At 54.7% G+C, this 23,689-nt stretch carries 18 protein-coding genes and 1 pseudogene; 8 read left to right on the top strand and 11 right to left on the bottom strand.

Annotation, left to right across the window (positions count from 1 at the left end; translation table 11 throughout):
- Positions 1 to 51: 51 nt before the first annotated feature.
- The 6 genes from DMO26_RS29535 to DMO26_RS29505 form a co-directional block, all read right to left on the bottom strand.
- Positions 52 to 2,361, bottom strand: a complete 2,310-nt coding sequence (locus DMO26_RS29535) for a VirB4 family type IV secretion/conjugal transfer ATPase (RefSeq protein ID WP_226951463.1) — start codon at positions 2,359 to 2,361, stop codon at positions 52 to 54.
- A 43-nt stretch (positions 2,362 to 2,404) separates the two neighbouring features.
- Positions 2,405 to 2,683 carry a VirB3 family type IV secretion system protein gene (locus DMO26_RS29530; RefSeq protein WP_117195897.1) on the bottom strand — a complete coding sequence of 93 codons (279 nt, stop codon included), beginning with the start codon at positions 2,681 to 2,683 and terminating at the stop codon, positions 2,405 to 2,407.
- Positions 2,684 to 2,750: 67 nt separating this feature from the next.
- Positions 2,751 to 3,101, bottom strand: a complete 351-nt coding sequence (locus DMO26_RS29525; RefSeq protein ID WP_117195896.1) for a TrbC/VirB2 family protein — start codon at positions 3,099 to 3,101, stop codon at positions 2,751 to 2,753.
- 39 nt (positions 3,102 to 3,140) lie between these two features.
- Positions 3,141 to 4,067, bottom strand: a complete 927-nt coding sequence (locus tag DMO26_RS34590; protein WP_226951462.1) for a lytic transglycosylase domain-containing protein — start codon at positions 4,065 to 4,067, stop codon at positions 3,141 to 3,143.
- 707 nt (positions 4,068 to 4,774) lie between these two features.
- Entirely contained in the window at positions 4,775 to 5,356 is a 582-nt protein-coding gene (locus DMO26_RS29510; RefSeq protein WP_117195893.1) for a VirC2 family conjugal transfer protein, read from the bottom strand.
- 1 nt (position 5,357) lies between these two features.
- Positions 5,358 to 6,053, bottom strand: coding sequence for a conjugal transfer ATPase VirC1 (locus DMO26_RS29505; protein ID WP_117195892.1), 696 nt, complete (start codon positions 6,051 to 6,053; stop codon positions 5,358 to 5,360).
- A 275-nt stretch (positions 6,054 to 6,328) separates the two neighbouring features.
- Between DMO26_RS29505 and virD1 the strand changes: the two genes are divergently transcribed.
- From virD1 to DMO26_RS33930, 4 genes are all read left to right on the top strand, one after another.
- Complete coding sequence (gene virD1, locus DMO26_RS29500) at positions 6,329 to 6,790, top strand: T-DNA border endonuclease subunit VirD1 (RefSeq protein ID WP_117195891.1); 462 nt, start codon at positions 6,329 to 6,331, stop codon at positions 6,788 to 6,790.
- Positions 6,777 to 8,261 carry a relaxase/mobilization nuclease domain-containing protein gene (locus DMO26_RS29495; protein WP_117195890.1) on the top strand — a complete coding sequence of 495 codons (1,485 nt, stop codon included), beginning with the start codon at positions 6,777 to 6,779 and terminating at the stop codon, positions 8,259 to 8,261. The genes virD1 and DMO26_RS29495 overlap by 14 nt, the downstream gene beginning before the upstream one ends.
- A 50-nt stretch (positions 8,262 to 8,311) precedes the next feature.
- Positions 8,312 to 10,363: a type IV secretion system ATPase VirD4 gene (gene virD4 / locus DMO26_RS29490; protein WP_117195889.1), complete on the top strand. Its 2,052-nt coding sequence runs from the start codon at positions 8,312 to 8,314 to the stop codon at positions 10,361 to 10,363.
- A gap of 619 nt (positions 10,364 to 10,982) precedes the next feature.
- Entirely contained in the window at positions 10,983 to 12,449 is a 1,467-nt protein-coding gene (locus DMO26_RS33930) for a hypothetical protein (RefSeq protein ID WP_162895105.1), read from the top strand.
- A gap of 49 nt (positions 12,450 to 12,498) precedes the next feature.
- On the opposite strand, the gene DMO26_RS29480 is transcribed toward DMO26_RS33930, so the two are convergent.
- The 5 genes and pseudogenes from DMO26_RS29480 to DMO26_RS33925 form a co-directional block, all read right to left on the bottom strand.
- On the bottom strand, positions 12,499 to 14,979 hold the full coding sequence (locus tag DMO26_RS29480; RefSeq protein ID WP_117195887.1) for a DAHL domain-containing protein: 2,481 nt from the start codon (positions 14,977 to 14,979) through the stop codon (positions 12,499 to 12,501).
- Between the two features lie 9 nt (positions 14,980 to 14,988).
- Positions 14,989 to 15,906, bottom strand: a complete 918-nt coding sequence (locus DMO26_RS29475; RefSeq protein WP_117195886.1) for a cytochrome-c peroxidase — start codon at positions 15,904 to 15,906, stop codon at positions 14,989 to 14,991.
- Positions 15,903 to 16,628 carry a response regulator gene (locus DMO26_RS29470; RefSeq protein WP_117195920.1) on the bottom strand — a complete coding sequence of 242 codons (726 nt, stop codon included), beginning with the start codon at positions 16,626 to 16,628 and terminating at the stop codon, positions 15,903 to 15,905. Before DMO26_RS29470 ends, DMO26_RS29475 begins: the two co-directional genes overlap by 4 nt.
- 207 nt (positions 16,629 to 16,835) lie before the next feature.
- Positions 16,836 to 17,537, bottom strand: a pseudogene (locus tag DMO26_RS29465) (IS6 family transposase); the annotation flags it as partial.
- Positions 17,538 to 17,614: 77 nt separating this feature from the next.
- On the bottom strand, positions 17,615 to 18,772 hold the full coding sequence (locus DMO26_RS33925; RefSeq protein WP_162895104.1) for a hypothetical protein: 1,158 nt from the start codon (positions 18,770 to 18,772) through the stop codon (positions 17,615 to 17,617).
- Positions 18,773 to 19,078: 306 nt separating this feature from the next.
- Here DMO26_RS33925 and DMO26_RS29455 point away from each other — a divergent pair, with 306 nt between their 5' ends.
- The 4 genes from DMO26_RS29455 to DMO26_RS29440 all read left to right on the top strand — a co-directional run bounded on the left by DMO26_RS29455 (position 19,079) and on the right by DMO26_RS29440 (position 23,650).
- The gene (locus DMO26_RS29455) at positions 19,079 to 19,717 is read left to right on the top strand and encodes an outer membrane protein (RefSeq protein WP_117195884.1); all 639 of its coding nucleotides are present in this window, start codon (positions 19,079 to 19,081) and stop codon (positions 19,715 to 19,717) included.
- A gap of 164 nt (positions 19,718 to 19,881) precedes the next feature.
- Entirely contained in the window at positions 19,882 to 20,853 is a 972-nt protein-coding gene (locus tag DMO26_RS29450; protein WP_117195883.1) for a hypothetical protein, read from the top strand.
- Positions 20,854 to 21,259: 406 nt separating this feature from the next.
- Positions 21,260 to 22,357 (top strand): carboxynorspermidine decarboxylase, encoded by a 1,098-nt coding sequence (nspC, locus tag DMO26_RS29445; RefSeq protein WP_117195882.1) that lies wholly within the window; start codon positions 21,260 to 21,262, stop codon positions 22,355 to 22,357.
- A gap of 33 nt (positions 22,358 to 22,390) precedes the next feature.
- Positions 22,391 to 23,650 (top strand): saccharopine dehydrogenase family protein, encoded by a 1,260-nt coding sequence (locus DMO26_RS29440; protein WP_117195881.1) that lies wholly within the window; start codon positions 22,391 to 22,393, stop codon positions 23,648 to 23,650.
- The last annotated feature ends 39 nt before the right edge of the window (positions 23,651 to 23,689 follow it).

Here is a 23,689-nt window from a genome sequence, read left to right as displayed (position 1 = left end):
GGCAGGCCGTGAGGCCCGCCATTGCCAGCGCGAGCACGATCCATCTCGCTCTCATTGCAGCATCTCCATCTGAAAATCGGGGCGATCGCGCCAACCGGCGGGCGCTTTTTCGCCACGTCCGCCACCCAGAATGCCAAGCCCGGTACCGAGAGCGCCGAGATCCATATCTAGCACCACGCTGTCATCGCCCGACTTCAGAAGCGCGAGATGGTTGTCGACATTGCTGATCTGCAGGAATTCGGTTTCCATCGGGGTCAGGTTCAGCGGACTGAGCTCGGCCTGTGTGTTATAGGCGCTTGGATAAACGAGGCGGGTTACGGCACTCTCCAGGATCGCGTCCCCGGCACGGCTGTTCTTGATATGCGAGACGCGCTGAGTGAGCAGGATCACCGCGACGTTCTTCTTGCGCATGGTTAGCATCCAGTCTTTGAGCCGCGCCTCGAAATAGGGATCGTCGAGCAGCTTCCAGGCTTCGTCCATGACCAACAGTGTCGGATGCTCGTCCTCGACGAGCCGTTCCACGCGGCGGAACACATAGCTCAGCCAGGCTGTGCGGACGATGTCGTTGTCGAAGATCTCCGTCAGATCGAAAGCCGTCAGGCGGCTGTCGAAGGCGAGAGGATCCTGTTTCTTGCCGCCGAACAGCCAGCCGAATTGGCCCATCTCGTCCCAACGGCCGAGACGCGCGTAGAGATCGCCGCCATCGTCCGTCGATCGGAGCTGACTGCGAAAATGTTCGAAATTCTGCAACCGGCTGTCAGCGGTCATGTTGGCCTGAACGGCGTCGATCACCGATTGAAGCTGCAGCGGCGACAGTTTCGGCCCGTCATGGTTCGCCAGCGCGGCGATCCAATCGGTAAGCCATGCCGCACCGCGTGCGTCCGCCTCGGCGCGCATCGGGTTGAACTCGGTATCTATCCCCATTCGCACCGAAGAATAACGGCCGCCCATGGCACGCACGGCCATTTCGAAGCCGTTGTCCTTGTCGAACAGGATGATACGGGCATCGAGCCGCTGCGCCTGGGCGATCAGGAAAGCGGTGCCGAGCGTCTTGCCAGATCCGGTCTGACCGAGAACAAGGGTATGGCCGACGGTTCGCTGCCCCGACTGTCCCGGTAGATGGAAATTGAAGCGGAAGGTTTCTCCGCGGGCCGTTGGAATGATTGTAACGGCTTCGCCCCAGGGGCATCTTTCGACAGGATGGCCCTTGGGCGCTCCATGCAGTGCACAGAGCTGAGCGAAATTCTGCGACGAAATCATTGCCGGACGGGTGCGGTAGGCAAAATTGCCCGGATGCTGAGCGAAAAAAACGGCGCGTGCGGCGAAATTCTCGCGCACGATGGCAGCACCGGCGTCCTGCATGGCGCGCGTCAGGAAGGTCATGGCCTCATCGAGCTCGTTCGGGCTGTCGCAAAAGACCGCGACGCTGCAATGATGATCGCCGAAGCTCATGCGGCCTGAGGCCACATCATCCTCCGCTTCCTCGAGCTGCGCCATCAGCGATACCGCCGCATCCTCCGCCGCCTGCATCTGTTTGCGGACACGCGCGATCTTGTTTTGCGCGGAAATCGGATCGATCGGCGTAAAACTCTGGGCGACGACCGTATCGTACGGCAGGTTGAGCCGATCGAGGATGCCGGGATAGGTTTCCGACGGATAATCCTTGACGGAAACGATCGTGCCGTAGCGTTGTTGCCCGGGTGCCGCGCCCTCGCACTCGAACACCCGACCATGGAACTTGACATGCGCGCTCGCCAGAAGATCGGCGACCGGTGTGAATTTCCGTCCAGGAACCAGATCGGCATTGGTGCCCGTGATGCAGCTGCGCAGCAACCCCAGCCATCGGCCACCCGATATGGCGAGGCGACGCGGCTTGGCTTCGTTGAGACTGACCATCAGGGTTTTCATCATCTGGTCGAGCCGCGTGGCGCGCAGTGCGATCTCCTCGCGGCTGTGAACATCCTTGCCAGCGATAAGGTGAAAAAACCTGGCGAACCTGCGCGGTGGTCTTACCACCAGGGTGACCATGGTAACGCGGTCCCTCAGTCCTATCGTCTGGAGATAGTTTTGCCACCGCCGGTCGATTTCGGCAATGAAAGTGCTACTTGTGATTGAGGGTAGCGCGGGATATGCATGCAGGGAAATGCGATGCACGTAATAGGCGACGTCGGAGCGCTGCTGCGCTATGAAACGTGACATCGCATTGCTCAGTTCCAGCGTCTGCCGATTGTCAATCGTGTCGGCATTGATTCCCTCGACGATGAATGACGCCATCAGATCGCCGTCGCGCAGCAGGAGCGTCGTATCGTCGACGACGCTGAGATAGGGCAAGCCGCTGACGAGCAACTGACTGGTGTCCAAGTGCCTGTCTCTGACGCTTCGCGTCGCACGGGTCATCGGGGCTTCAAGCACGATACACCACGCCTTCACCGCGAAGCAGCGATGCGCTCATGCGCGTTCTCTGCATTGTGGTCATGAAAACACGAATGATCTTGGGATCATAAGCAGCCAGGCCTCTGAGGGCTCCATAGCCGACGCAGCTCGCGATGATCAGATAAGTGAATGATTTCGTGAAAATAAATCCGAGTATGACGAAGACGACAAGACACACAAGATACATGACAGGCAGGCCAGCGAAGGTCACCTCGCGGGTCAGTCCGAGAAAGACCGGTGTGTATTTCATTGAACGTCCTTTCAAAAAATCTTGCTTGAGATTTTCGACAGCAGAGCGTCAGGCCAGGCCCGCTTGATCAATTGGTGCCGACGAGAGTACCTCCGATGGTCGGGTTACCTGCAACGCCGATGCCGTTAAGAAACGCCGCGCCGCCAAAGACGATGGCAATTCCGAGAACGACGGATACGGCAAAGGTCCAGTCCATACGCCCGGTCATGAAGGAAAAGCCGATGGCGATCACGGCTATCGCTGAGATCGAGGCGCCGATGGGACCGGTAATCGCGCCGACCAGTTTGTCCATGAAAGCATTCACGCCACTGAAATTCTGGGCAAGGCTCGGTTCGGCCCACATAAGGACCAAGACTGCGACTGCAAAGAGCAGCTTGGGAATGTTAATGTCGTGAAAGTAGTCTCGAAACAAGTTCATTTTAACCTCTGTCGTGTTAGATACGATGCGTATGGATACTCAAGTATTCATCACGTCCGGGTGGACCGGATATCGGTCTCCAGGGAACTGGCTTTCTGCGAAACGCGGCGCCCGACCGAAGGCATTCAAGATGTCTGCGACATACTGTTGTGTTTCTTCATAAGGTGGGATGCCGCCATATTTTTCGACGGCGCCCGGCCCAGCATTGTAGGCGGCGAGTGCAAGTTCCGGTGAACCGAACTTCTCAAGCATCGACGCCAGGTAACGCGCTGCGCCATCCAGGTTCTCCCTGGGGGAAAATACGTTCTCGACGCCGAGCTCTCGTGCGGTGCCGGGCATCAGCTGGCCAAGGCCGCTGGCGCCCGCCGGTGAAACCGCCTTCGGGTCGAAATCGCTCTCACGATGGATCATCGTGGTGAAAAGTGACGCGAACTGACGTGGACTGAGCCTGGCGCGAATGGCACCCGGCGATCGTCCGTGGCGGAGGCCTACTTCAACGGCAATGCTGCGGATCGCCTGCTGCTTTTCGGTCAAGTTGGCGGACATCTGCCTTGGTGGAGGCAAGCGTGAGCTTTGCGATCGAGCCTGCGAGATAGTGGGTGTCTTAGCAGCAGGCGGCTCTATCACAGCTCGCGGAGGTGGAATCGTATCGAAAAGAACCGACGCGGTCCAGGCTGGCCGCAAGCGGGACTTTTTCCGCGAAATCTCGACCAAGTAATCCGAATGAGGTTCAGGCTTGGCGATCACGGGACCAAATCGAGACTGAAAATCTACGGCAGCCGATGGCGGCGTGTCCTTAACCACGCCGCCATCCATTACAACTACGTTACCATTGTCAAATTCTTCAAATACATCTGCTTGGGCAATATCTACATTTCCAAGCAGAAGAGCTGCATAGGCGAAGGCCGAAGCCGCTCTCAAATATATTGAATAATTCTTTTTCTGTATTTCAGTTGAAGAAGACATGAAACATTCCTGCCAACGTCCCTGAGCGTTTTTTATTCACGCCTCAGCTAAAATATATTCTCTATTAATGATTTTTAGTTTGCGCATCGATAAAAATAAGTCAACGTTTACAGGCGTTGCAATTGTAATCGAGGATATATACTATCGTATAGGGATTGGTCCTATCGCGACGTGTCTGTCAGCATGAAGGAATCCACTACCATTGAACGATGGTTATCCGTCGTTAGAGCCTGTCCGGAAAAGTTAAGTGAAATCAGCCCATTGTGGCTCTTTTTGTTTGCTTGGAACGAACGGATCATTATTATTTATGTCCAAGTCCTGATACGACGATTGGCAAGGTACGGACGTTGAACCCTTTTCCAGTCAGGCGCTTACAGATGAAATAGAATTGTAGTATACTTAAGATATCGTGGTTAAGCGTCTTCTTCCTGACGTTTGGCGGCAGCTGTCGGGGTAAAATTTGCCGACGAGGTCCTACGGATGCAGGGTCTCTTTCGATATCATCAGCATATTGCGTAAACCCGCTGAACTCTACGCTGCACATCCAATTGTCAGCGTGGCGCCGAATAATGCATCAACATACCAGACGGAAAAATAGACACGCTTTAAAAATTGCCTACATATGAAATCGTCTCGATATACGTGGTGGACCTCCCGGTTCTATTCTATCCGTCTCTGAGCACAGTCCGTGGTGATCGATGCAAACGTTACGGGCGCTTGGGGGCTTCACGGGAGAAAAAGGCCGCAAGGGCTGCCGTGGCAAATTTCAGACCAAAAGCGCGCGTGCTTTCAAGCTCAAACGGATCGAAATGGGCACGGGCGATTTTCAGTAGCTTCGTCGGTATCATTCGCGACGTTTGGATAAGAATCGCAGGCCCTTCAGAGCTGTCTATCTCGTAAGAGCTTGGGGTTTCTTGAAATGTACCATCCGTCAGCATCTCCTCATAGTCGTCGAGCGCGCGGCGCAGGATCATCTGCAATGCTTTCTGCGGAGGATACTGCTTGCAAAGAATGTCGAAGACCGGCGATACTTTCGGCGCCGGTACGAATGCAGAGACGAAGACCTGGACCTTCTGGGACGGCGTGCGTGCTATGTGTACGGCAGGCATATGGACAGATTTAACTATGGGAGCCTGCTTCTTCGGGCGCGGAATCGGCGCGACAGAGAGAGGGACAGGTGGTGCGATGGTGTCGTCCGCTGGCTGCGATATCTGTTGCGAAGCAGCTGACCGCACGACCGACAAGCGCCTTGCCTCCGTTACCGACAAAGTGGGTTTACGGATCCCCATCTCAGTCCTCTAATATTTGGTGTACAAACTTAGAAAGGTTCTTGAGATCTTCCATCGCGGCATCGAGATTCCGGAGCATCAGCCGCATAGCGGGGTCATTGCTGGCATTGCGGATGCTCAGATGCAGCATGCCGCGCACCTTCATCGCGGCGAACGCATCCCGCTCGAACATCGGTTGTTCGGTAAGTGGCAAGGCGGTCAGCATGTCGGAGACAGAGCGTTGCGATGCGGTCAATTTACCGAAAGGAACTCTTTGACGCAGGATGGCGGTCGGAATTGCCAGGCTCTCGCTGAGCAGGAGTTCGATGATGTAGCGATAGGTTGCCAGTGCCTCGTCGACGTCCAGTGGAGTAAGCATGGTCGGGACGAGAAGGAAGTTCGAGCTGGCTATGATTGTATTGTTAAGCTCGCTCGATCCGCCATGGGTATCGGCCAAGGCATAATCAAAACCGCGCCCTTCCGCCACCTCATAGGCCCTCTCGAGAAGCGGCAGATCGTCTGCTGTAAACACTTCGCAATGCGGATCCCAGGTGTTGCGCTTGACCGCATTTTCCTTCCAGCGCGTGAGTGGTCGGTTTTCGTCGGCTTCGAAAAGTGCAACTGTCTTGCCTTCAGTTGCCAGTGCGGAACAAAGCCCCATCAATGCCGTCGTCTTACCCGCGCCACCCTTGAAGGAGCAGCATGTAACGAGTTTCATGAACAACCCTTTCCTCGCCACAGGACGAGTAAATTTAAATTGTAAATTTGTAATATTGTTCATTTGTACATTCGTGACCTGCTTATTTCAACAGCTATAATAATTTGTCAGCCGAAAACGACGTTTCACCTGTAACAAAATACAGCGATGCCCATCCAAACTACCGTTGACGTAAACTATATGGCTAGGACACAGTCGCGGTATTAAATTGCTCGTATTCATTCAATTTATTGAACGGCGGCATTTTTACATCCAACAGATTTCAGGTTATTGCCATGCCCTACAAACGACATGCCCTTCTGCCGGAAGAAATGGCCACGTCCCTGTCATGTACCCGAGAGCAGCGGACTGATCCGCACGGTTACAAGATTGTCAGCGTGCGGTTGCGTGAGGCGGAATTCGAAGCTTTCAGCGCTCAGGCGATGGCCTTGGGGTTCACCAACAACATGGCGCTTCGGATAGCCGCGCGTAAGATCGGCGGCTTCCTCGAGCTCGATGCCCGGACCCAGCAGGCTTTGGAAGAAATCATACAGCAGATCGGCACCATCTCCCGTGCCATCAATCAGCTCAACGTTGCGTATGCACAGAGCGGCAAGGTCGACATGCAAGAATTTCAGGCGCAACGAGCCGCATTCGGTTATGAGTTCGCCAAGCTCGACGCCACCTTGATGTCGATGCTGAACGTGTCCCAACGACGCCTCGATGGCCGGTTGAAGCTCAAGGATGCTTCGCGGTGATGGCCTCAACTCCATTGTTTTGGCTCAAAGAGGTTTAGCGATGGCATCACAGGCAATAGTTCATGTCGTGCGTGGCGGCGGAGCACGAACCGTCAGCCGCATCTGCTCGCAATTTAAGTATCTGGCGCGGAAGGGACAGGTCAAGCTTCGATTTGGAGAGCGATATGGCGGGGGCGTTGTGCCCTTCGAGGAGCTGAGGATATGGGCGGAACGCTGGGCCGCGATGGCCGGCGTTCGCGACCCCAACCAGGACATGACGACGCATATCGTTGCAAGCTTCCCCCCCGGAACTGATCATGGCGCTGCGGAACGCGCCGGCATAGCATGGGCAGCGGAAATGTTCGATGATGGCGCCGCTGGCGGCGAAAGGTCGTATATTCTTGGCTTTCACGTTGATAAGGGGCACCCGCATGTGCACGTCATCCTCAATCGGCGAGCGTTAAGCCCCGGCCATGAATGGTTGAAGCTTTCCAACCGCAACGAGCGCATCAACTACGACTTCATGCGCCAACGCTTCGCGGACCATGCACAATCCCAAGGCATTGACCTTTTGGCGGATGCAAGGGTGCCTATCCCTTGGGGTTCCCAACCTTTCACACGTGAGGAATATGAGGTATTTGCAGACGCGGCCGACGTCGGAGTCGGCCTCCACGAAGAGTGGGAAGACAGCACAGAGGTGGTCTCTCGCGAAAATGCTGCACGGCACCAACAGACCGGCGGAGGCCCTGGCTCTTCGGGCGGTGATGGTCCGGGCGCGGGAACGGATCCCGACGAGGGGCAGTCTCGCCGCAAGCGGCCGCGCGAGGAGGCGCCAGACGATGCCGCCTTGCCATCCCCCAAGCGAGTCCGGACAGGTACTCCTGCGAGCGGCTCGCATCACAGCGGCTCCGGCGATGGTTCCGGATCGCAGGATAATTCAATCGGTAATGAATCCTCACCGCAACGCTCCGGGGGCCGCACGCCTAGTCGAGCGGAACGGACCCCGTCGGAAGACCTTTACTCTGTAACACCAAGAGAAACGTCGGAGATCAGGTCAGAGGGACAACCGATCCCGGGCCACGCTGCAACGGGCGGGCCGGCAGGCGGCGGAGGATCGCAGTCGCCGGAAAATACGGTTGGCGATGGATCGGAAGGTCATTCGCCGAGGCCTGAGGCCCAGCTCCGCAAAGAAACCGCCACGCCAGTGGGCCCCGCGGCAGAAGATAACAGAGATAGCCAGGTGGCAGATGATCGGGCGGCTCGCCAAACAGAACGTAGCACTCGCGTTGAAACCGAGGAGGAAAGGGAAACACGCCTCGCGGCGGCGCGTGCTCGTCGCCGTGGCGACGACTTAGTGCGTGTCGTTCTCACCCGTGCACAGGCCGCTGAGGAAGGCCCGATTGCCGGCCGTACCCGAGGTGTGAAGCGCAAACGAGAAAATGACCGCTACGAGAAAACCCTGAGCAAAAGAGACCGTGATGGGAGAAGCTAGATACGCCCCAAACCGCGGGCTCGGCAGCCAACAGGAAGGACATCAGCCATATGCATAGAAAACGAAACACGGTGATCTATGGCTTTTTTTTATCGCTGATCGTCGGTTTGTTCTTTGCGACGCTTTATGCTGGCTTCCAGCACGGCATCAGCGTCCAGGCGATCGATAATTTCGATATCCTGTCGTTCTGGTACGAAACCCCGTTATACAAAGGCTATGTCACGCCAGTCTTCGTGCGGGGATTGATCACTATAGGGATGACCGCCGTGATCATCACTCTGGTTTTTACGATTGTTGTCTTACAACAGCGGGACGATCACGGCACGGCTCGCTGGGCCAGTTTCGGCGAGTTGGCAGCGACAGGTTATATCAGGCGCTATAACACGATCAAAGGACCGATCTTCGGCAAGACCAGCGGCCCAAGAGGGTTTGGAAAATATCTCACCAATGGCGATCAGCCCCACAGCCTAGTCGTAGCTCCCACCCGCGCAGGTAAGGGTGTCGGCATCGTCATTCCCACGCTGCTGACTTTCGACGGTTCCGTCCTGGCGCTGGATGTGAAGGGAGAACTGTTCGAGATGACGTCGCGCTCGCGTTTGGCGCGTGGCGATCAAGTGTTCAAGTTCGCGCCGTTCGATCCTTTGGGACGCACCCACAGTTACAATCCGGTGCTCGATATAATCACCATGCCGCTCGAGCGCCGTTTCAGCGAGACACGGCGCCTTGCCCACAACCTGATTGCACCGAAAGGAAAGGGGTCGGAAGGCTTTATCGACGGTGCCCGTGACCTGCTCGTTGCGGGCATTCTCGCCTGCATCGAGCGCGGCACACCGTCGATCGGCGCCGTTTACGACCTGTTTTCTCAGCCGGGCGAGAAATACAAGCTGTTCGCTCAGCTCGCCGAGGAGACACAGAACCTCGAAGCTCAACGTATCTTCGACAATATGGCGGGCAACGATACCAAGATCCTGACGTCCTACACCTCGGTTCTGGGAGATGGAGGCCTGAACCTTTGGGCCGATCCTAGGATCAAGGCGGCGACGGTTACGTCGGACTTCTCGATCTATGACCTGCGTCGTGATCCTACGTCTATCTTTATTTGTGTAAGCCCGAATGATCTGGAAGTTATCGCACCACTGGTGCGTCTATTCTTTCAACAAGTCGTCTCCATTCTGCAGCGCAGCATGCCGGGAAAGGACGAGATGTTTGAAGTGCTCTTCCTGCTCGACGAGTTCAAGCATCTCGGAAAGCTGGAAGCGATTGAGACCGCTGTAACGACGATTGCTGGCTACAAAGGCCGCTTCATGTTCGTCATTCAAAGTCTCGCGGCCCTGACCGGCGCCTATGAGGAGGCGGGCAAGGAAAATTTCCTCAGTAATACCGGAATTCAAATATTCATGGCGACCGCGGACGACGAGACGCCAAACTATATCTCAAAGGCCATCGGCGACTACAGCTATAAGGAGCGTTCGAAGTCTTACAGTATTAGCAATATGTTCGACACCAATATTCAAATATCCAATCAGGGTGCGCCGTTGATGCGGCCGGAGCAGGTGCGCATTATGGATGATCATACCCAGATCGTTCTGATCAAGGGCCAGTCACCGCTGAAGATGCGTAAGATCAAGTATTATTCAGATCGTATTCTGAAGCGCTTGTTTGATGCGCAGACTGGACCTTTGCCAGAACCTGAGCCTCTCAACGGCCATCTGATCGAGCCGGGGCCGGCGGTCCAGCAGCCTGCACCACAGTTTGGAGCACCCTTCGCTGCCGTTGCTGGAGATCAGTATTCAAGCGGCGACCAGTTTCAGCCGATGAACCCGCCAGTTTTGGCGGATCACAATGCCGATTACGAAGGGGAAACCCATCCGCCGGATACACCGGCCGGCGCTTCGGACAGCTCGGGTGGCAACAGTGCCGAATGGGAGCATTATGAAGAAGCGCAGAGGCCTGTAAATCCCGCTTACGAGGATTCCTATTCGGCCCCAAGCGGCCCGACCGAGGCGGAATTGAAGGCGCTTGCGGCGCAGCGCGTACTGCTCGAGCGCATTATTGCGTTGCAACGCAACTCTGATTCGAACAAGTCGATGGGCTTGGAATAGTCATCTTTCCAGATATAAATTACAAATGGAGCTCAATTGAAGTATACTTTAAATGCAATTCGTGGAAAAAATTGCATATATTTTGGATTTAAGGTAATGGGAGCAAACCATGATTAGCAATCGGGAAGGGAGTGCCGCAAATGCCGGCGGCAATATAAATAAGCAGAATGAACACAGCGTCGCGCTAAGAGAACCGTTATCGCCGGTGGAAGAGAACCCGCAGCCAATCCGCGAGCGGCCAAGCCGCAATGTGCGGTATGATGAACGCCCCGCCCGCTCGAGCCGCTGATGTTGAAATGAGCGGGCTGGGTCGAAGCACCGTGCCACGGACAATAAGATACCCGACAATCTCGACGACCACAAAAAGGATCTGCAACGACAACTGAAGCATGGGGCGGGATAATCAGCCTCTTTCAAAGAGTGACTTTGCGCATCAAGCGCCTTCGGGAAGCCAGACCCTTCACCCTCGTCTGCAAATCGGTGGGGGTACCTTTGGCGCTGAGCGAGTTTCGTCAGGCGCTTGCGATAGCAGGTGTCCGAAACGACGGGGCAGGAATGGCAGACAGGGAGGCGGCAATCTATTTGCAGAGAGCCATATCGTAGAGCAGGTAGCGGTAAAATGGGCAATGACGAACAACCAAACCCAATGGATAAGTTTATATTTTCCGTACAGATTGCTCGGCTGTTTTTTTGCAATCGCACGGTAAATCTGGCTGCCGATGTCCAGAGAAAAGCACAAGAAGATCTATCCGAATTGATGGTTCAAGCAAATATCGGCCTCCTGGCCCCGCTGAATTCGCACTATCACGGAACACAGCTCCAAGCCGATGTTAAATCACATTTCGACAAGATCAACGGGCAGCTTGACACGCATGTCGGTATCGGGGAATCGGCGGCCAATCGCGAGGCCATACTGTATCGCTTGACTGACATCTTGGTAGAAGAATCCAGAACGGGAGCACACCTTTCCGGAAAAGAATGTGCGGAGATCCTGAACAGACCTCTCCCCCGGTCACGCTTGCCGCAAGAAATCCGACAGGCTCGAACAGCAAAGCTGACTCTCGGGCAGTCCATTAGCGCAGGTGACGCGCTGCAGATGAGAGAGGCTTTTCTCCTTTACAATATAGAGACCTGGAATCGGGCGTTAGACTCTTTGTCTGTCTTTAGTTCGCGGTATCGATTTCGCGACGATATAGACCAACACGGAGTTGGCGTGCAAGGAGAGTTGTATTTCAGCGAGCAGATGATAAACAAGCAGTTGTGGAATAGTCTGTCAAAGACTTACCCGGTACTTTTTTCTGTATCGAAAATTCTTGAAAAGGATCACATAGGTCGCAGTTCGCGTAGACTGAAAGCGGGTTTGGCGCCCTCCCGTTTCGAGGCTCGGATACCTTGGGCGAGTCCTCCAGAAATTCCCTCGAGTCCGGCAATCTCGCTCAGATCAAGCCCACCCGTCATAAACGATATGCGGTCGCGCAAGGCTACTCCCGAAAGCGAGGTGGACGAGAATGCGGTTCCACCTTCTCGGCTCCGGAGGCTTGACAACTCGAACAGATCCGGGAACGAAGGGATCACAATCCGTCAAGATGGATCAGCGGAGATGCCGTCGCCGGCCCTGCCCGAACTAAATTCACCAACCGCGTTCAGGCGTAGCCGCGCTGAATACGAAGGTAATACAGCAGAGGATCACGCACCAACGGTTCGTCGACGGAGGCTCAAAAGTCCGGGGAGATCCGAAAAGGGCGAATTTGCAATCCATGAGGATCCAGCGGCCGAGGCGCCATCATCGGGCTCGCTGAATACCGGTTCTGCTCGCAGGAGTGCTGATGGAAGCTCGCGCCGAACGCCGCGTGGTCCGCAATCGGATCCAATGCCGCCTTTCGGAAAAGAGAGGCGCCGTAGAAATCTCAGCATACATAGTTTTCCGGTCCATGTGGACCCACCCGAAGCTTACGTTGAAGCTTTGATGGCGACATGTGGTCCAGCTGAAACCCCGTCAGCGACGTCGAATAAGGAAAACACTCCACCTGGTCCCAATCCCAATCGTCAATTTGTTCGTACGCCACGAGAAGGACCGACCCGGTGAACGTCATTGACCGGCAACGCGCTATGAGCCGTGGTCGATGGTTGTAGTGCTACCGTCGCACAGCTATCTTGGTATCGGGGGCCGGCACCAGCGCCCCACGAATGGCGACGGCTAGGTTGTGCGCGCTGATGGGCTCTCGAAGAACATGCTGTGACCTCACCGGCGGTGAAGCGCCGATTGCGCTGCAGATAACGATCCGAGGCAGATCGTTTAAAACAGCCGGCAGAACAGGCTTCGCATTCTGATCGAATGTGACAAGCAACATCGCATCAGGCCATGTCTGTGCGCGAGAGCACCAGTCGGAAAGCTGTCCGGTAGATAAAAAGCCGGCCGGCTCGTAGCCCAGCGCAGCAATCCTTTCCTCCCACATATGGCGAGATGTTTCGTCGCTGTCGACGATTGCGACGAGTTCGCCGCTTCCGGTGGGAATAGTCTCCGGTTCTCGGATGATCGGCAGCGGAGCCATTTCTGCCTCAAGATGAGGAAAGAACATGTCAAAACGCGTTCCCCGGCCCAGGATGCTGCTGACATGCATCGATCCTTTCAACGATTTGACAGTCCCGTGCACGACCGACAGACCAAGCCCCGTGCCGCCTTTATCCCCTTTCGTGGAGAAGAACGGTTCGAAGATCCGCTGCAGGTGGCCAGGTGCAATTCCAGGTCCGGTATCCGTGACACTGATCCACACATAGTGCCCAACCTTCAGATGCCCATGCGACAAAGCGCGTTCCGCAGCGAGAGCGATCGTGGTGATCTTAAGTTTGATATGGCCGTTGCCATTAATTGCCTCGGCGGCGTTCTTGCACAGGTTTACCAGTATTTGCTGGATCTCGATCGGGTGACCCAGGATGACCAGGGGGATGTCTGGAATATCCAGATGCAGTCTGACAGAGGGGCTAACGCAGATTTCGATGTCCGGCAGAATCTCGATGACTGCCGCCGTCACGTTAAAGGGAAGCGCGGGGTTACGCCGCATGCGGCCAAAGGCAAGCATTTGATCGACCACCAGCTTGGCGCGATGGCCGGCAGTCAGGATATGTTCCACATGAGCGCGCGTTGGAAGACCAGGCGTAAGCGCCGCCACGGCCATTTCCGCATATCCCATAATCGCCATAAGGATATTGTTGAATTCGTGGGCGACTCCCCCTGCAAGTGTGCCCACCGCCTCCAGACGCTGCGTCTCCTCGAGGCGTCGGTCCAACTCATCCAGTTCGGTCAACCGGTGATGTTTCTCTATCGCCAGCGCCAGAAGTTCGGTCGTCATGCGCAATATCTGGGAATCGGTGCGCATGTTCCAGTTGGCCAGCCGGCACTCGGCAACCAACATCACCACCAGTCCGTCATGGGGTTTGGCGGCCGATGCAAGCGCCAACGGCTTTCGCTTCCAAACGAGATCGCAAAATTCAGCAAACGGCGAAGCCGGCGCCCGGTGGAGCCATAGGACCGGATCCGAAAACGGTTGCGGCTTTTCGCGCAGGTCGGCAATGAAATCCTGGACCAGTGGCTCAGGCGCGCTGCATCGTCCATTCGCAGTGAAGGCGCCAGTCACATTCCACTTCTCCGGATCCAGGGTGATCAAGGAGACGGTTCCAAAGCCGAAAACCTCGGCCATTCTTTTGAGCGCTTCGTCCATGACGATCCGGAATCGCTCGGGCTCCAGCGACAGGCGGGTTATCGCATCATTGACCGACTGCTCTACATGGAGCCGCCAGCGCAGGCTGTCGGCATAGAACTTCAGACGAAATGCCAGATAGGTTGCATAGGCACAAAGGCTGAGAGAAATGCCCGATAAAATAAGCCGGGCCTTGGACATCCGCGTGCTCATCCGGCCGAACTGTTGCAGATATTCGCGCTGGAACTCCAGACTTCCATCGATGCTATCGGACGCCTGTACCCAGCTTACGATCTCATCGACGGAAGGGAGGGCGTTCAGGATGAGATACCCGTGATCCAGAAGCGGCTTTTTCAGATCGTCAATGCCAGGCAACGGGGTATCACGCAGGCGGATCAGACCTTGCCGAATCTCTTTGGCGAGGTCTGGGTCCGGCGTATTCTGGAATTGCCACATCTGTTGGCCGAGTTGCTGAACATCCATCAGGGCGACGGCGTCGGGCCCGCGCGGTCGCGCCTGCATTTCCCGCCATGTCTGGATAAAGATCTTTAGCGAATTCTGGATCAGCGCATTGCCGGATTTGAAGCGTTCGATCATAGCTTCGTTCCGATTGATCGCATTTTCCATAACCTTTATCCTGCCGCTCCGTTCGGTGGAATCGATGAACGAGAGTGAGGCAGTCAGCGCGTCGATCGTCTGTACGTCGGCACGCATGTTATCGATAGCTAATCCGAGAAAATCGTAATTCTTAAGGATGCCCGAGCGCGCCTGAAGTACGTCGCGCTGCAGAGCGGCGTAGCTGAGATCGATGGCTCTCATCGCATTTAAAATGGCTTCGTGGCCATTCCCGTCAGTCCCCCTGCTCATAGCCAGGACCATGGACACCAGACCGGCGACCAAAAGGATGGCAATTCTCATTGGACACCGTCACCGGGGGTTGAGCAGGTTTCCATCGTCGTAGATGCCAGTCAGGCTCGTCAGAAAAGCGACGATGGCTGCGATATCTTCTTCCGGCAGCTCTCTGCCAAGCTGCAGTCTACCCATCATGGAAACCGCTTGCGGCAGTTGATCGACCGAGCCATCATGGAAATATGGGCCGGTGATGGCGACATTTCTCAGGCTCGGGACGCGGAACGGCAAGGCGTCACCGTTGGGTAGAAATATGCCGAGTTTCTGGGTCATGTTGCCGCCAATATTCGAGCCTTGGTGACAAGAGACGCAGCCGTAATCCTTGAAAAGCTGATATCCCTCTATCTGTTGCACCGACAGCGCTCCGGCATCCCCGCGCATATAACGATCAAAGGGAGCATTAGGCGTGCGTAACGACATTTCGAAACTAATCAAAGCATCAAGGACGGCTTCCCGAGTTGGAGGTGAGCCATAAGCCGCCTCGAACTGGGCTCCATAAGAAGAGCCGGCAAGTTTCGGAAGCAGCCTGTCCCAGGTGACCGCCATCAAATTATAATCAAGCAGGACTTTCTCGTTCTGCACAGCGAGGGATTTGATATTCCCGCGCCAGCCAAGAGTATGGTTATTCGAGACGTTGAAGATCGTCGGCACATTAAAAAGCATTTTGCCATCGGCAAGCCCGATTGCCCGCGGCATTCGATTGGTACCGCCGGCGGCAAGATCGTGGCAACTGGCACACGAGACGGCGTCATTGCCCGACAGTATGGTGTCGGAGAACAAGGCGCGGCCAAGCTCCACCTTTCGCACGTCCCGCGGCTCGGCATCCGGTAAGGGAGCCACGGGTTCATTGCGGTTGAAACCAAATGATCGATCAATAGGAAGAACGGCCAGGAAAATCGTGATCGCATATCCTAAACGGCGGAGCGGCGGCTTCATTGTAGCCTTACCCTTGATCCTTCAACTTGAACATCGATGTCGAAAATATAACCTGCGCCACGTTCTGTTCTGATATAGCGCGGATTGGATGCGTCCTGCTCCAGCTTGCGTCTCAAGCGCAGGATCAAAACATCAACACTGCGATCGTAGATCTCCTGGTCATAAATCCGCGTGGCCAGGAGAAGCTGCTCTCGCGACAGGATTTGACGGGGCGATTTGAGGAAAGCGGTCAACAGATTGAACTCGCCCGCCGTCAACTTGGTCTCAGCACCGGCGGCATCCCGCAACCTGCGATGTCTCGTGCTGAGCCGCCAGCCGTCGAACAAATAGACCTTATTATGGTTTTCCGCCTTGCGTTCCGGCCGCTCGCGAAGGGCGACTTTGATACGTGCCAACAGCTCCGTCAGTCCGAAAGGTTTCGTGACATAGTCCGTCGCGCCAAGCTCGAACCCCATCACCTTGTCGGCCTCATCGAGCCGGTCGCCGCTGATGATGATGATGGGGATATCGGATTTCGTACTCAGATTCCGCACGATCTGCAGACCGTCTTCTTCGCCGAGATTCAGATCGACGATCACGAGGTCCGTTTCCTCGGCCGTCATGTGACGACTGACCTGACGGCTGTTTTCCACAGCGCTGGCATGGAAGGCGTGCTGGGACAGATACTCGACCAGCAAATTTCTCATCGAACTATCATCATCGACAACGAGGATATTCTTCATGGTCGTTCCTTCACCGTATGCAGTCCATGCTGCGAAGAAGATTGGCATCAACGTAAGGGCTGCTTCTCATTCCAACAACGTTCATCAGACGCATGACGCAATGCCAGAAAGTATGGGTAGACAACGTGACTCGCTTAACGGCGTAGATGACGATGGGGTGATGTCAGGTTAAGTCCCGCAGCAAGGATCAGGCGTGCCCTGGAGTGATCAGGTGCCAATTCCGGCGATGGCCTTCCAATGGGCCATCGCTGCAAGGCGATGCATATGGATGGCGAAGGCGGAATGCTGAGATCGCGCTGGACAAAGAGATTCCGACCGCGGAAAAGATGCCGACGAAACGTTGCAGTGTGCCTGGCGAGCGAAATCGCTGCATCACCCGCTCTCGTTTCCGTAGAGGCAGATGCGAGTTTTCGGCCCGGTTGTTCAGTCCCTTGTGTGACCGGTGCTCGATCATTGGCATCAACTGCCGCCGGGCGGCACCATAAGAGCGAAGCTTGTCGGTGACGATGCGTTTCGGTCGGCATCCCTGCTTTTTCATCAATCGGATCAGCAGGCGCTTGGCGGCCTTGGCGTTGCGCCGGGTCTGAATGATCTCGTCGAGTACATAGCCTCTTGATCTACCGCGCGTCAGAGCCAGTGTTTCCGGCCACCGATCATCACGACCACCTGGTCCAAATGTCAAATATCATCCGGACTTGGCGGCTTCCGACGCAGGCGTGCGGCATAGTCCGGCCCGAATTTCTTTGCCCAGCATCGGACCGTCTCATAGGAAACGACGATGCCGCGCTCCAACAGCATTTCCTCCACGAGGCGAAGGCTCAACGGGAACTGGAAATACAACCAGGCTGCAGGGGCGATCACACCGGAGGAAAACGATGGCGCTTGTAGTTGACTGGGCTCTTGCTCATCAGCGCATCAGCGCGAAATAGCGGCAAACCTTTCAGCCCCAGTTAACCTGACATCACCGGCGATGGCAACATTGATTCTTAGTCGCGTGTATTTGGCTTCCGCGCCAGCAGGCCGCGTCGCATGTCCGCTACCTTCACCGCAGCAGCTTCGTCAGCCCATCCCGCATTTGCCTTCTTCAGATCCCGGAACCCTGAAGTGAGTTGCTTCGCAAAGTCTTCCGATCCCTTGGGATATAAGCGCTCGCCTGCGCGCGGATAAAGATCGTCGGTAAAGTCGCGATATGGTGTATCCGTAGTGTCTTGAGATAATTTGGATTGAACATTATACGGCAAATTAAGCAGTTCTTTTTGGGTTCTGCTTAATTTGCGATAACCTCTTGCATATAGACCCAATTCCGAAAAGTTTCCTGTCGACTTGCCGTACGCGTTGCGGTTCAGCAACAGTGCCTGTTCCTCATAGAGAAGCTGGCCAAACTTTACACCGGCCGAGTCGAGTTTCATTTTGAGCTTTTCACCGCTGACGAACGTGTCGGCATCTGCTTGTGCGATAATCTCTGGCAACTTGAAACGGCCCCTTCCAAACGGAGCACGCGACCAATAACCGCTTGGCGTTCTCATGATGACGTTGCGGTCGCCGATGAAATAGTCGATATCTTCAGGAGCAATTGCAGTCTGGATCCGTGTCTCAACGATTTCTGTAAAACGGCGTTTACTTACAAGCGTATGCGCATCGACCTGAATAAGGCAGTCTGGAAAACCCCAGAACTGCCGCGGCGGAACATTTTTCCAAGCCCTCGCGGGGTCGTCCATTCCCGGATGGAAATCAGGCCCCAGTCGATCCTCGACAATGGCAAAGGTTTCCGGATCCAGGTGTTGCAGGCGTTCCCACCATCCCGCTGGATTCAGGTGTGGGAGGCGTTCCCGCGAGCCCGTCCGACTCGTGTGGAGCGCCTTGGGAATCTGTACTTCAATCTCTTCATGCGAGTTGTCACTCTCAGATGCTGCTGCCCTGTCCGGTGCAGACAATCCTGGGCTGACGCTGAGCCGACGCAAACGCTTCCGAGAATGCCCGTCATTTACCTTCGGCGCGTCAACCGATCGTCTTTTCAGCCTTGTTTGGTCAGCGACCCGAACAACCTGCTTCCAGAATTTATCATCGGGCACAATCAAAGAGCCTTCACTGTCGGTCGAGGATGTATCAGAACTCCCTGGCTGTCCGGGCAGGCTATGAACCATCCCAATCTCCGTCTCAAATGATGTGTAAGGATTGACCGCAATATCCAGCCAACCTCGATATTATCGGGACTCAAAAACCGAATTTGAATAATACCCTTACAGATGCAACCGTTTAGAAGATTATGAGGTGTTGTGCAGGGCAGGTTTCCATGTAATTACGTATGGAGCATGTACCGGTGCATGGCATAAATTCGAAATGTCCATTATATTAACTAAGATACGCCTGAAATATTGCCCAATTTATCGCAGACACCGGTTCTCTTTCATTATTACGATGATGCATCAATTATTACCTGGAGAAACTTTATGAAGAAAATGTATTTCCTTGCTTGGATCGCATTTAATTTAATGAGCGTGAGCTCAAACGCGACGGATCTCGTTGAAATGAGTGCTCCAGTTCCGGAACCTCCAGTTTGGAACGAGCCGCTGCCGGGCCGATTCGAAGGACATTACATTGGACTCCATGTGGGTTACGGATGGGCGAAAGGAATTTTTGACACTTGCATATGCGGCAGCGATGACGAGGAGTTTGTTGGCAAGCGAATCGGCGGATTTGCCGGCCGCAACTGGGTAGTGTCCAGTGGTTATGTCGCGGGCGTCGAGGCGGATCTCAGTTATGATTGGAACAAGGCGCCTCTCTATGGCGCTCATGTTGGGACAGGTTTTTCTGGCTCCGCCCGTATGCGCGCTGGATACGAGATTGGGAACGTCCTCTTATATGCCGCCGGTGGCCTCACGGTGGCGGATGCCTATGTCAAAAATCCCAACGACAGTGAGGTGGCGCATGGCTGGACGGTGGGTCTTGGCACCGATTGGGCCGTCACCGACGCCACATTTGTTCGCTTGGAATACCGCTATAATAAGTTCTCAACAGTTTACCTGGAAGGTGTCAAATCTGCTTTTGACCAGGATGTTGTCAGTATCGGGATCGCCAACCGTTTCTAAACATGTCCGGCGATAGCCGGATATCAGCCGAGGTTGGTGGGTGCATCGTGAAATACATTTCGATTGCAAATGTAATTGTATTGCGCTTTCATTGATAGTTTCTTGAACTTATATTCGCAAATGAATTGAGAATCCTCAATATTCGCTTTTCAGGCGGAAATCAAATGCTTGATGATCAAGTTAAAAAATATAATGCTGAAGAGCAATATGCAATCAAACAAGCCGCAATTTCCAGGAGATGGCTAACGCTGCAATTTAGGGCATTACGTAGTCAGCTGGCTGCGGCCACCTTCCCCGATGATCAGGCCGTGCGCGAGGAGGCGGAAGGTCATCGACAAGAATTCCTTTCTCTTGCCGACAGTTACATAGCTTCAGAGGTTCCGAAACGGCCCCTTAACGGAATCCCGCTGCTGAATCCTGAAACAAAAGGGCTGTGCGAAGATCTGTACCGCATTTTGGATCGGCGTATACCCTCCGGGCATGAAGGTGCGGACAAACGTCTTGCCGTACTGAAGGTCGCGCGCCTACACGCGAATGACCCTGTACGCACCCACGACACGTCAATCGTGGATTCGTTCAATGAAGCCATAGAAATTCGCAATATGCGAGCGAACGCGGCCCGGTTGTTCACTGTGGAGGACGCAAAAGGTATCATGGACAAAAGTGGCATGCTCCTTCAATCTTTCGCAGATTCGGTTTCTGCACCTCGTCGGAACATAGAGAGGGGAAATATTACGCCGCCGTCTCATCAGCCCGGAACAGACGATTGGATGAGCTTGGAAGACAGGCTTAAGAGGGCCCAGAACTTTGCTTTGGATAACCAATCCCTGGGCCAACCTCATCCAGGTAACGTGAGACTATACGAAAAGCGGATGTACGAGACGGGGTATAAATCCTCCCTCCCCAGCCCAAGCCCTTTACCGCGAGCGTCTTCCCCGTCTACCGCAAAGTCAATTTCCCAAGCCTCGGACTCGGAATCTGCCTCAATTGTCCCGGAAACTCCAAAAGGAGGCTCCCCTGCCCCGACTAGCAAAAAACATTACCTGCAGGATGATGAAGTTGAGCAAGGACCCAGCAAGCGACGTCAGTCCGACCGCCTTCGTGAGCGGTCTCACCGATCTACATATGGGGACTAAAGCGTGTCGCGATCTTTTAGATTCGCTCCTTACGCTTTAGTTCTTGTTTTCGCATGTCGTTATCGCAAAACCGCAATACAGTTTTGCGCGACATGCTGTAATCGCAGGTGGCGAGCATTCGCTTCTGCCGCACGAGCTGTTTGAGGCATACCAGTTGCCGGTTCCAGAGGTGGCTCACGGCCGCATGCGGGAGGCAAATAATATAATTACATCTGAAATTATTAAAAGTAAATATATCTCTAAGGTGTTATAGTATTGTATGGATGATATCGCTACTGTACTATTGGTAAATATCAAGGCAGTTAAATACTGATCTACCTCATAAATCATTCGGCATGCGTGATCGCGCTCGCGGTGGCGGCCAAGGGCTTGGCCGCCACCGCTTCGGATCAAACGGAAGTGAATCATGATCGACACGCCTTATTACCTGATCGACAAGGCACGATTGCTCCGCAACATGGAAGCGATTGCTTACGTTCGGGAGAGATCGGGGGCCAAGGCGCTGCTGGCGCTGAAATGCTTTGCTGCATGGTCGGTGTTCGACCTCATGCGCGAGTATATGGACGGTACAACGTCTTCGTCGCTGTATGAAACCCGCCTGGGCCATGATCAGTTCGGCAAGGAAACCCACGCCTATTCGGTTGCCTATTGCGACAACGAGATCGAGGAAGTGATCGCCTATGCGGACAAGGTCATCTTCAACTCCATCAGCCAGTTGAGCCGCTATGCCAAAAAGGCTTCCGGCATCGGATGCGGCCTGCGCATCAACCCGCTGATCAGTTCCTCGGGCTTCGATCTGGCTGATCCAGCGCGTCCGTTCTCAAGGCTGGGAGAGTGGGATGTGAACAGGATCGAAGCTGTCATGGATCAAATCAGCGGATTTATGGTTCATAACAATTGCGCAAATGGTGACTTCGATCTGTTCGATCGCACGCTTGGCGAAATCGAAGCCAGGTTCGGAGCCTTTCTGAAACGGGTCAGATGGGTGAGCCTGGGTGGTGGCATCTTCTTTACCGGTGACGGTTATCCCGTCGAGGCTTTTGCCGATCGCTTGAAAGTATTCTCGGAAAAATATGGCGTACAGGTCTACCTGGAGCCCGGCGAAGCCTCGGTCACAAAATCGGCCACGCTGGAGACAACTGTGTTGGATATCCTCCACAACGGCAAGAACCTTGTGGTCGTCGATTCGTCGATCGAAGCGCATATGCTCGATCTGCTAGTTTACCACGAAAGAGCTCAGCTGGCGCCCGATACCGGCGATCACAGCTACATGGTCTGCGGTAAGTCCTGCCTGGCCGGTGATATCTTTGGCGAGTACCGCTTTCCGCATCCCTTGAAAATCGGCGATCGCATCTCTTTCCAGGATGCAGCTCACTATACCATCGTCAAAAAGAACTGGTTCAACGGCCTCAAGATGCCGGCGATCGCAATTCGGGAGCTCGACGGCAGCATCCGGAAGGTTCGTGAATTCACCTATGCAGATTACAAACAGAGTCTTTCCTGAAAGGCTCTACCAGCAGGAAAAGGAAATCCGTAAATGAGAAAGAACGTCCTTATCATCGGCGCGGGCGGTGTCGCTCAAGTCGTTGCCCACAAGTGTGCTCAGAACAATGAGGTACTTGGTGATATACACATCGCTTCGCGCACCCTTTCCAAATGTGAGGCCATCATTGCCTCCATCATGGAGAAAAAGGCCCTAAAACGACCCTTTGTGATCAAGGGCCATAGCCTCGATGCGCTCGATATAGAGTCTACCAAGACTCTGATCCGAACGACCGAGTCTCAAATCGTCATCAACGTTGGCACCGCATTTCTCAACATGTCGGTTCTCACGGCCTGTATCGAAACCGGCGCAGCCTATATCGACACTGCCATTCACGAAGAGCCAGGCAAGATCTGCGAGACGCCGCCCTGGTATGGAAATTATGAATGGAAGCGCGCGGCGGAATGTAAGGCGCGGGGAATTACCGCGATCCTTGGCGCGGGCTTCGATCCGGGCGTTGTCAATGCCTATGCCCGCCTTGCCAAGGACGATTATTTGGACAAGGTCACGGATGTCGATATCGTCGATATCAATGCGGGTACCCACGGCAGGTATTTCGCAACCAACTTCGATCCGGAAATCAACTTCCGGGAATTCACCGGTGTCGTTTATTCGTGGCAGAACCGCGAATGGCACGTCAACAAGATGTTCGAGATCGGCAAGGAATACGATCTGCCGGTTGTCGGCAAACGCAAAGCCTATCTCAGCGGCCATGACGAGATCCATTCTTTGTCAAAGAACATGGATGGCGCCGACGTGCGCTTCTGGATGGGCTTCAGCGACCACTACATGAATGTGTTCACGGTCCTCAAGAAGATCGGTCTGCTTTCCGAGCAGCCCGTCGTCACGGCCGAGGGCAAGGAGATCGTGCCGCTGAAAGTGGTCAAGGCGTGCCTGCCCAATCCAACCTCGCTGGCTCCGGAATATGAAGGCAAAATCTGCATCGGGGATTTCGTCAAGGGTATCCGCGACGGCAAGGAAAGAACTGTCTTCATCTACAACATTTCAGATCACAAGCAGGCCTACGAGGAAGTCGGCAGCCAGGGCATTTCCTATACGGCCGGGGTGCCTCCCGTTGCAGCGGCAATGCTGATCGCCAACGGCACGTGGGACGTGAAGCGAATGGCAAATGTCGAAGAATTGCCGCCGAAGCCCTTCCTCGGTGTTCTCAACAGAATTGGGTTGCAGACCTATATTCGCGACGAGCAGGGCGACCGGCCAATAGAGATGTATGAACTCGAGGCCGCGGAGTAACGTTTGCTTTTCGGCGCTTATCTGAATTCTATATTGGAT

Source organism: Rhizobium terrae, from assembly GCF_003425685.1.
GTDB classification, from domain to species: domain Bacteria; phylum Pseudomonadota; class Alphaproteobacteria; order Rhizobiales; family Rhizobiaceae; genus Neorhizobium; species Neorhizobium terrae.
Note: the sequence above shows the minus strand (reverse complement) of the source record. Positions and strands in the feature narration are given on the sequence as shown.

Coding starts and splice junctions, on each gene's coding strand:
- DMO26_RS33925 (WP_162895104.1), bottom strand. CDS start 18,772: ATGGTTCATAGCCTGCCCGGACAGCCAGGGAGTTCTGATACATCCTCG.
- DMO26_RS29510 (WP_117195893.1), bottom strand. CDS start 5,356: ATGGGGATCCGTAAACCCACTTTGTCGGTAACGGAGGCAAGGCGCTTG.
- virD1 (WP_117195891.1), top strand. CDS start 6,329: ATGCCCTACAAACGACATGCCCTTCTGCCGGAAGAAATGGCCACGTCC.
- DMO26_RS33930 (WP_162895105.1), top strand. CDS start 10,983: ATGGGCAATGACGAACAACCAAACCCAATGGATAAGTTTATATTTTCC.
- nspC (WP_117195882.1), top strand. CDS start 21,260: ATGATCGACACGCCTTATTACCTGATCGACAAGGCACGATTGCTCCGC.
- DMO26_RS29440 (WP_117195881.1), top strand. CDS start 22,391: ATGAGAAAGAACGTCCTTATCATCGGCGCGGGCGGTGTCGCTCAAGTC.
- DMO26_RS29470 (WP_117195920.1), bottom strand. CDS start 16,628: ATGAAGAATATCCTCGTTGTCGATGATGATAGTTCGATGAGAAATTTG.
- DMO26_RS29530 (WP_117195897.1), bottom strand. CDS start 2,683: ATGAAATACACACCGGTCTTTCTCGGACTGACCCGCGAGGTGACCTTC.
- virD4 (WP_117195889.1), top strand. CDS start 8,312: ATGCATAGAAAACGAAACACGGTGATCTATGGCTTTTTTTTATCGCTG.
- DMO26_RS29495 (WP_117195890.1), top strand. CDS start 6,777: ATGCTTCGCGGTGATGGCCTCAACTCCATTGTTTTGGCTCAAAGAGGT.
- DMO26_RS29475 (WP_117195886.1), bottom strand. CDS start 15,906: ATGAAGCCGCCGCTCCGCCGTTTAGGATATGCGATCACGATTTTCCTG.
- DMO26_RS29450 (WP_117195883.1), top strand. CDS start 19,882: ATGCTTGATGATCAAGTTAAAAAATATAATGCTGAAGAGCAATATGCA.
- DMO26_RS29525 (WP_117195896.1), bottom strand. CDS start 3,101: ATGAACTTGTTTCGAGACTACTTTCACGACATTAACATTCCCAAGCTG.
- DMO26_RS29455 (WP_117195884.1), top strand. CDS start 19,079: ATGAAGAAAATGTATTTCCTTGCTTGGATCGCATTTAATTTAATGAGC.
- DMO26_RS29505 (WP_117195892.1), bottom strand. CDS start 6,053: ATGAAACTCGTTACATGCTGCTCCTTCAAGGGTGGCGCGGGTAAGACG.
- DMO26_RS29480 (WP_117195887.1), bottom strand. CDS start 14,979: ATGAGAATTGCCATCCTTTTGGTCGCCGGTCTGGTGTCCATGGTCCTG.
- DMO26_RS34590 (WP_226951462.1), bottom strand. CDS start 4,067: ATGTCTTCTTCAACTGAAATACAGAAAAAGAATTATTCAATATATTTG.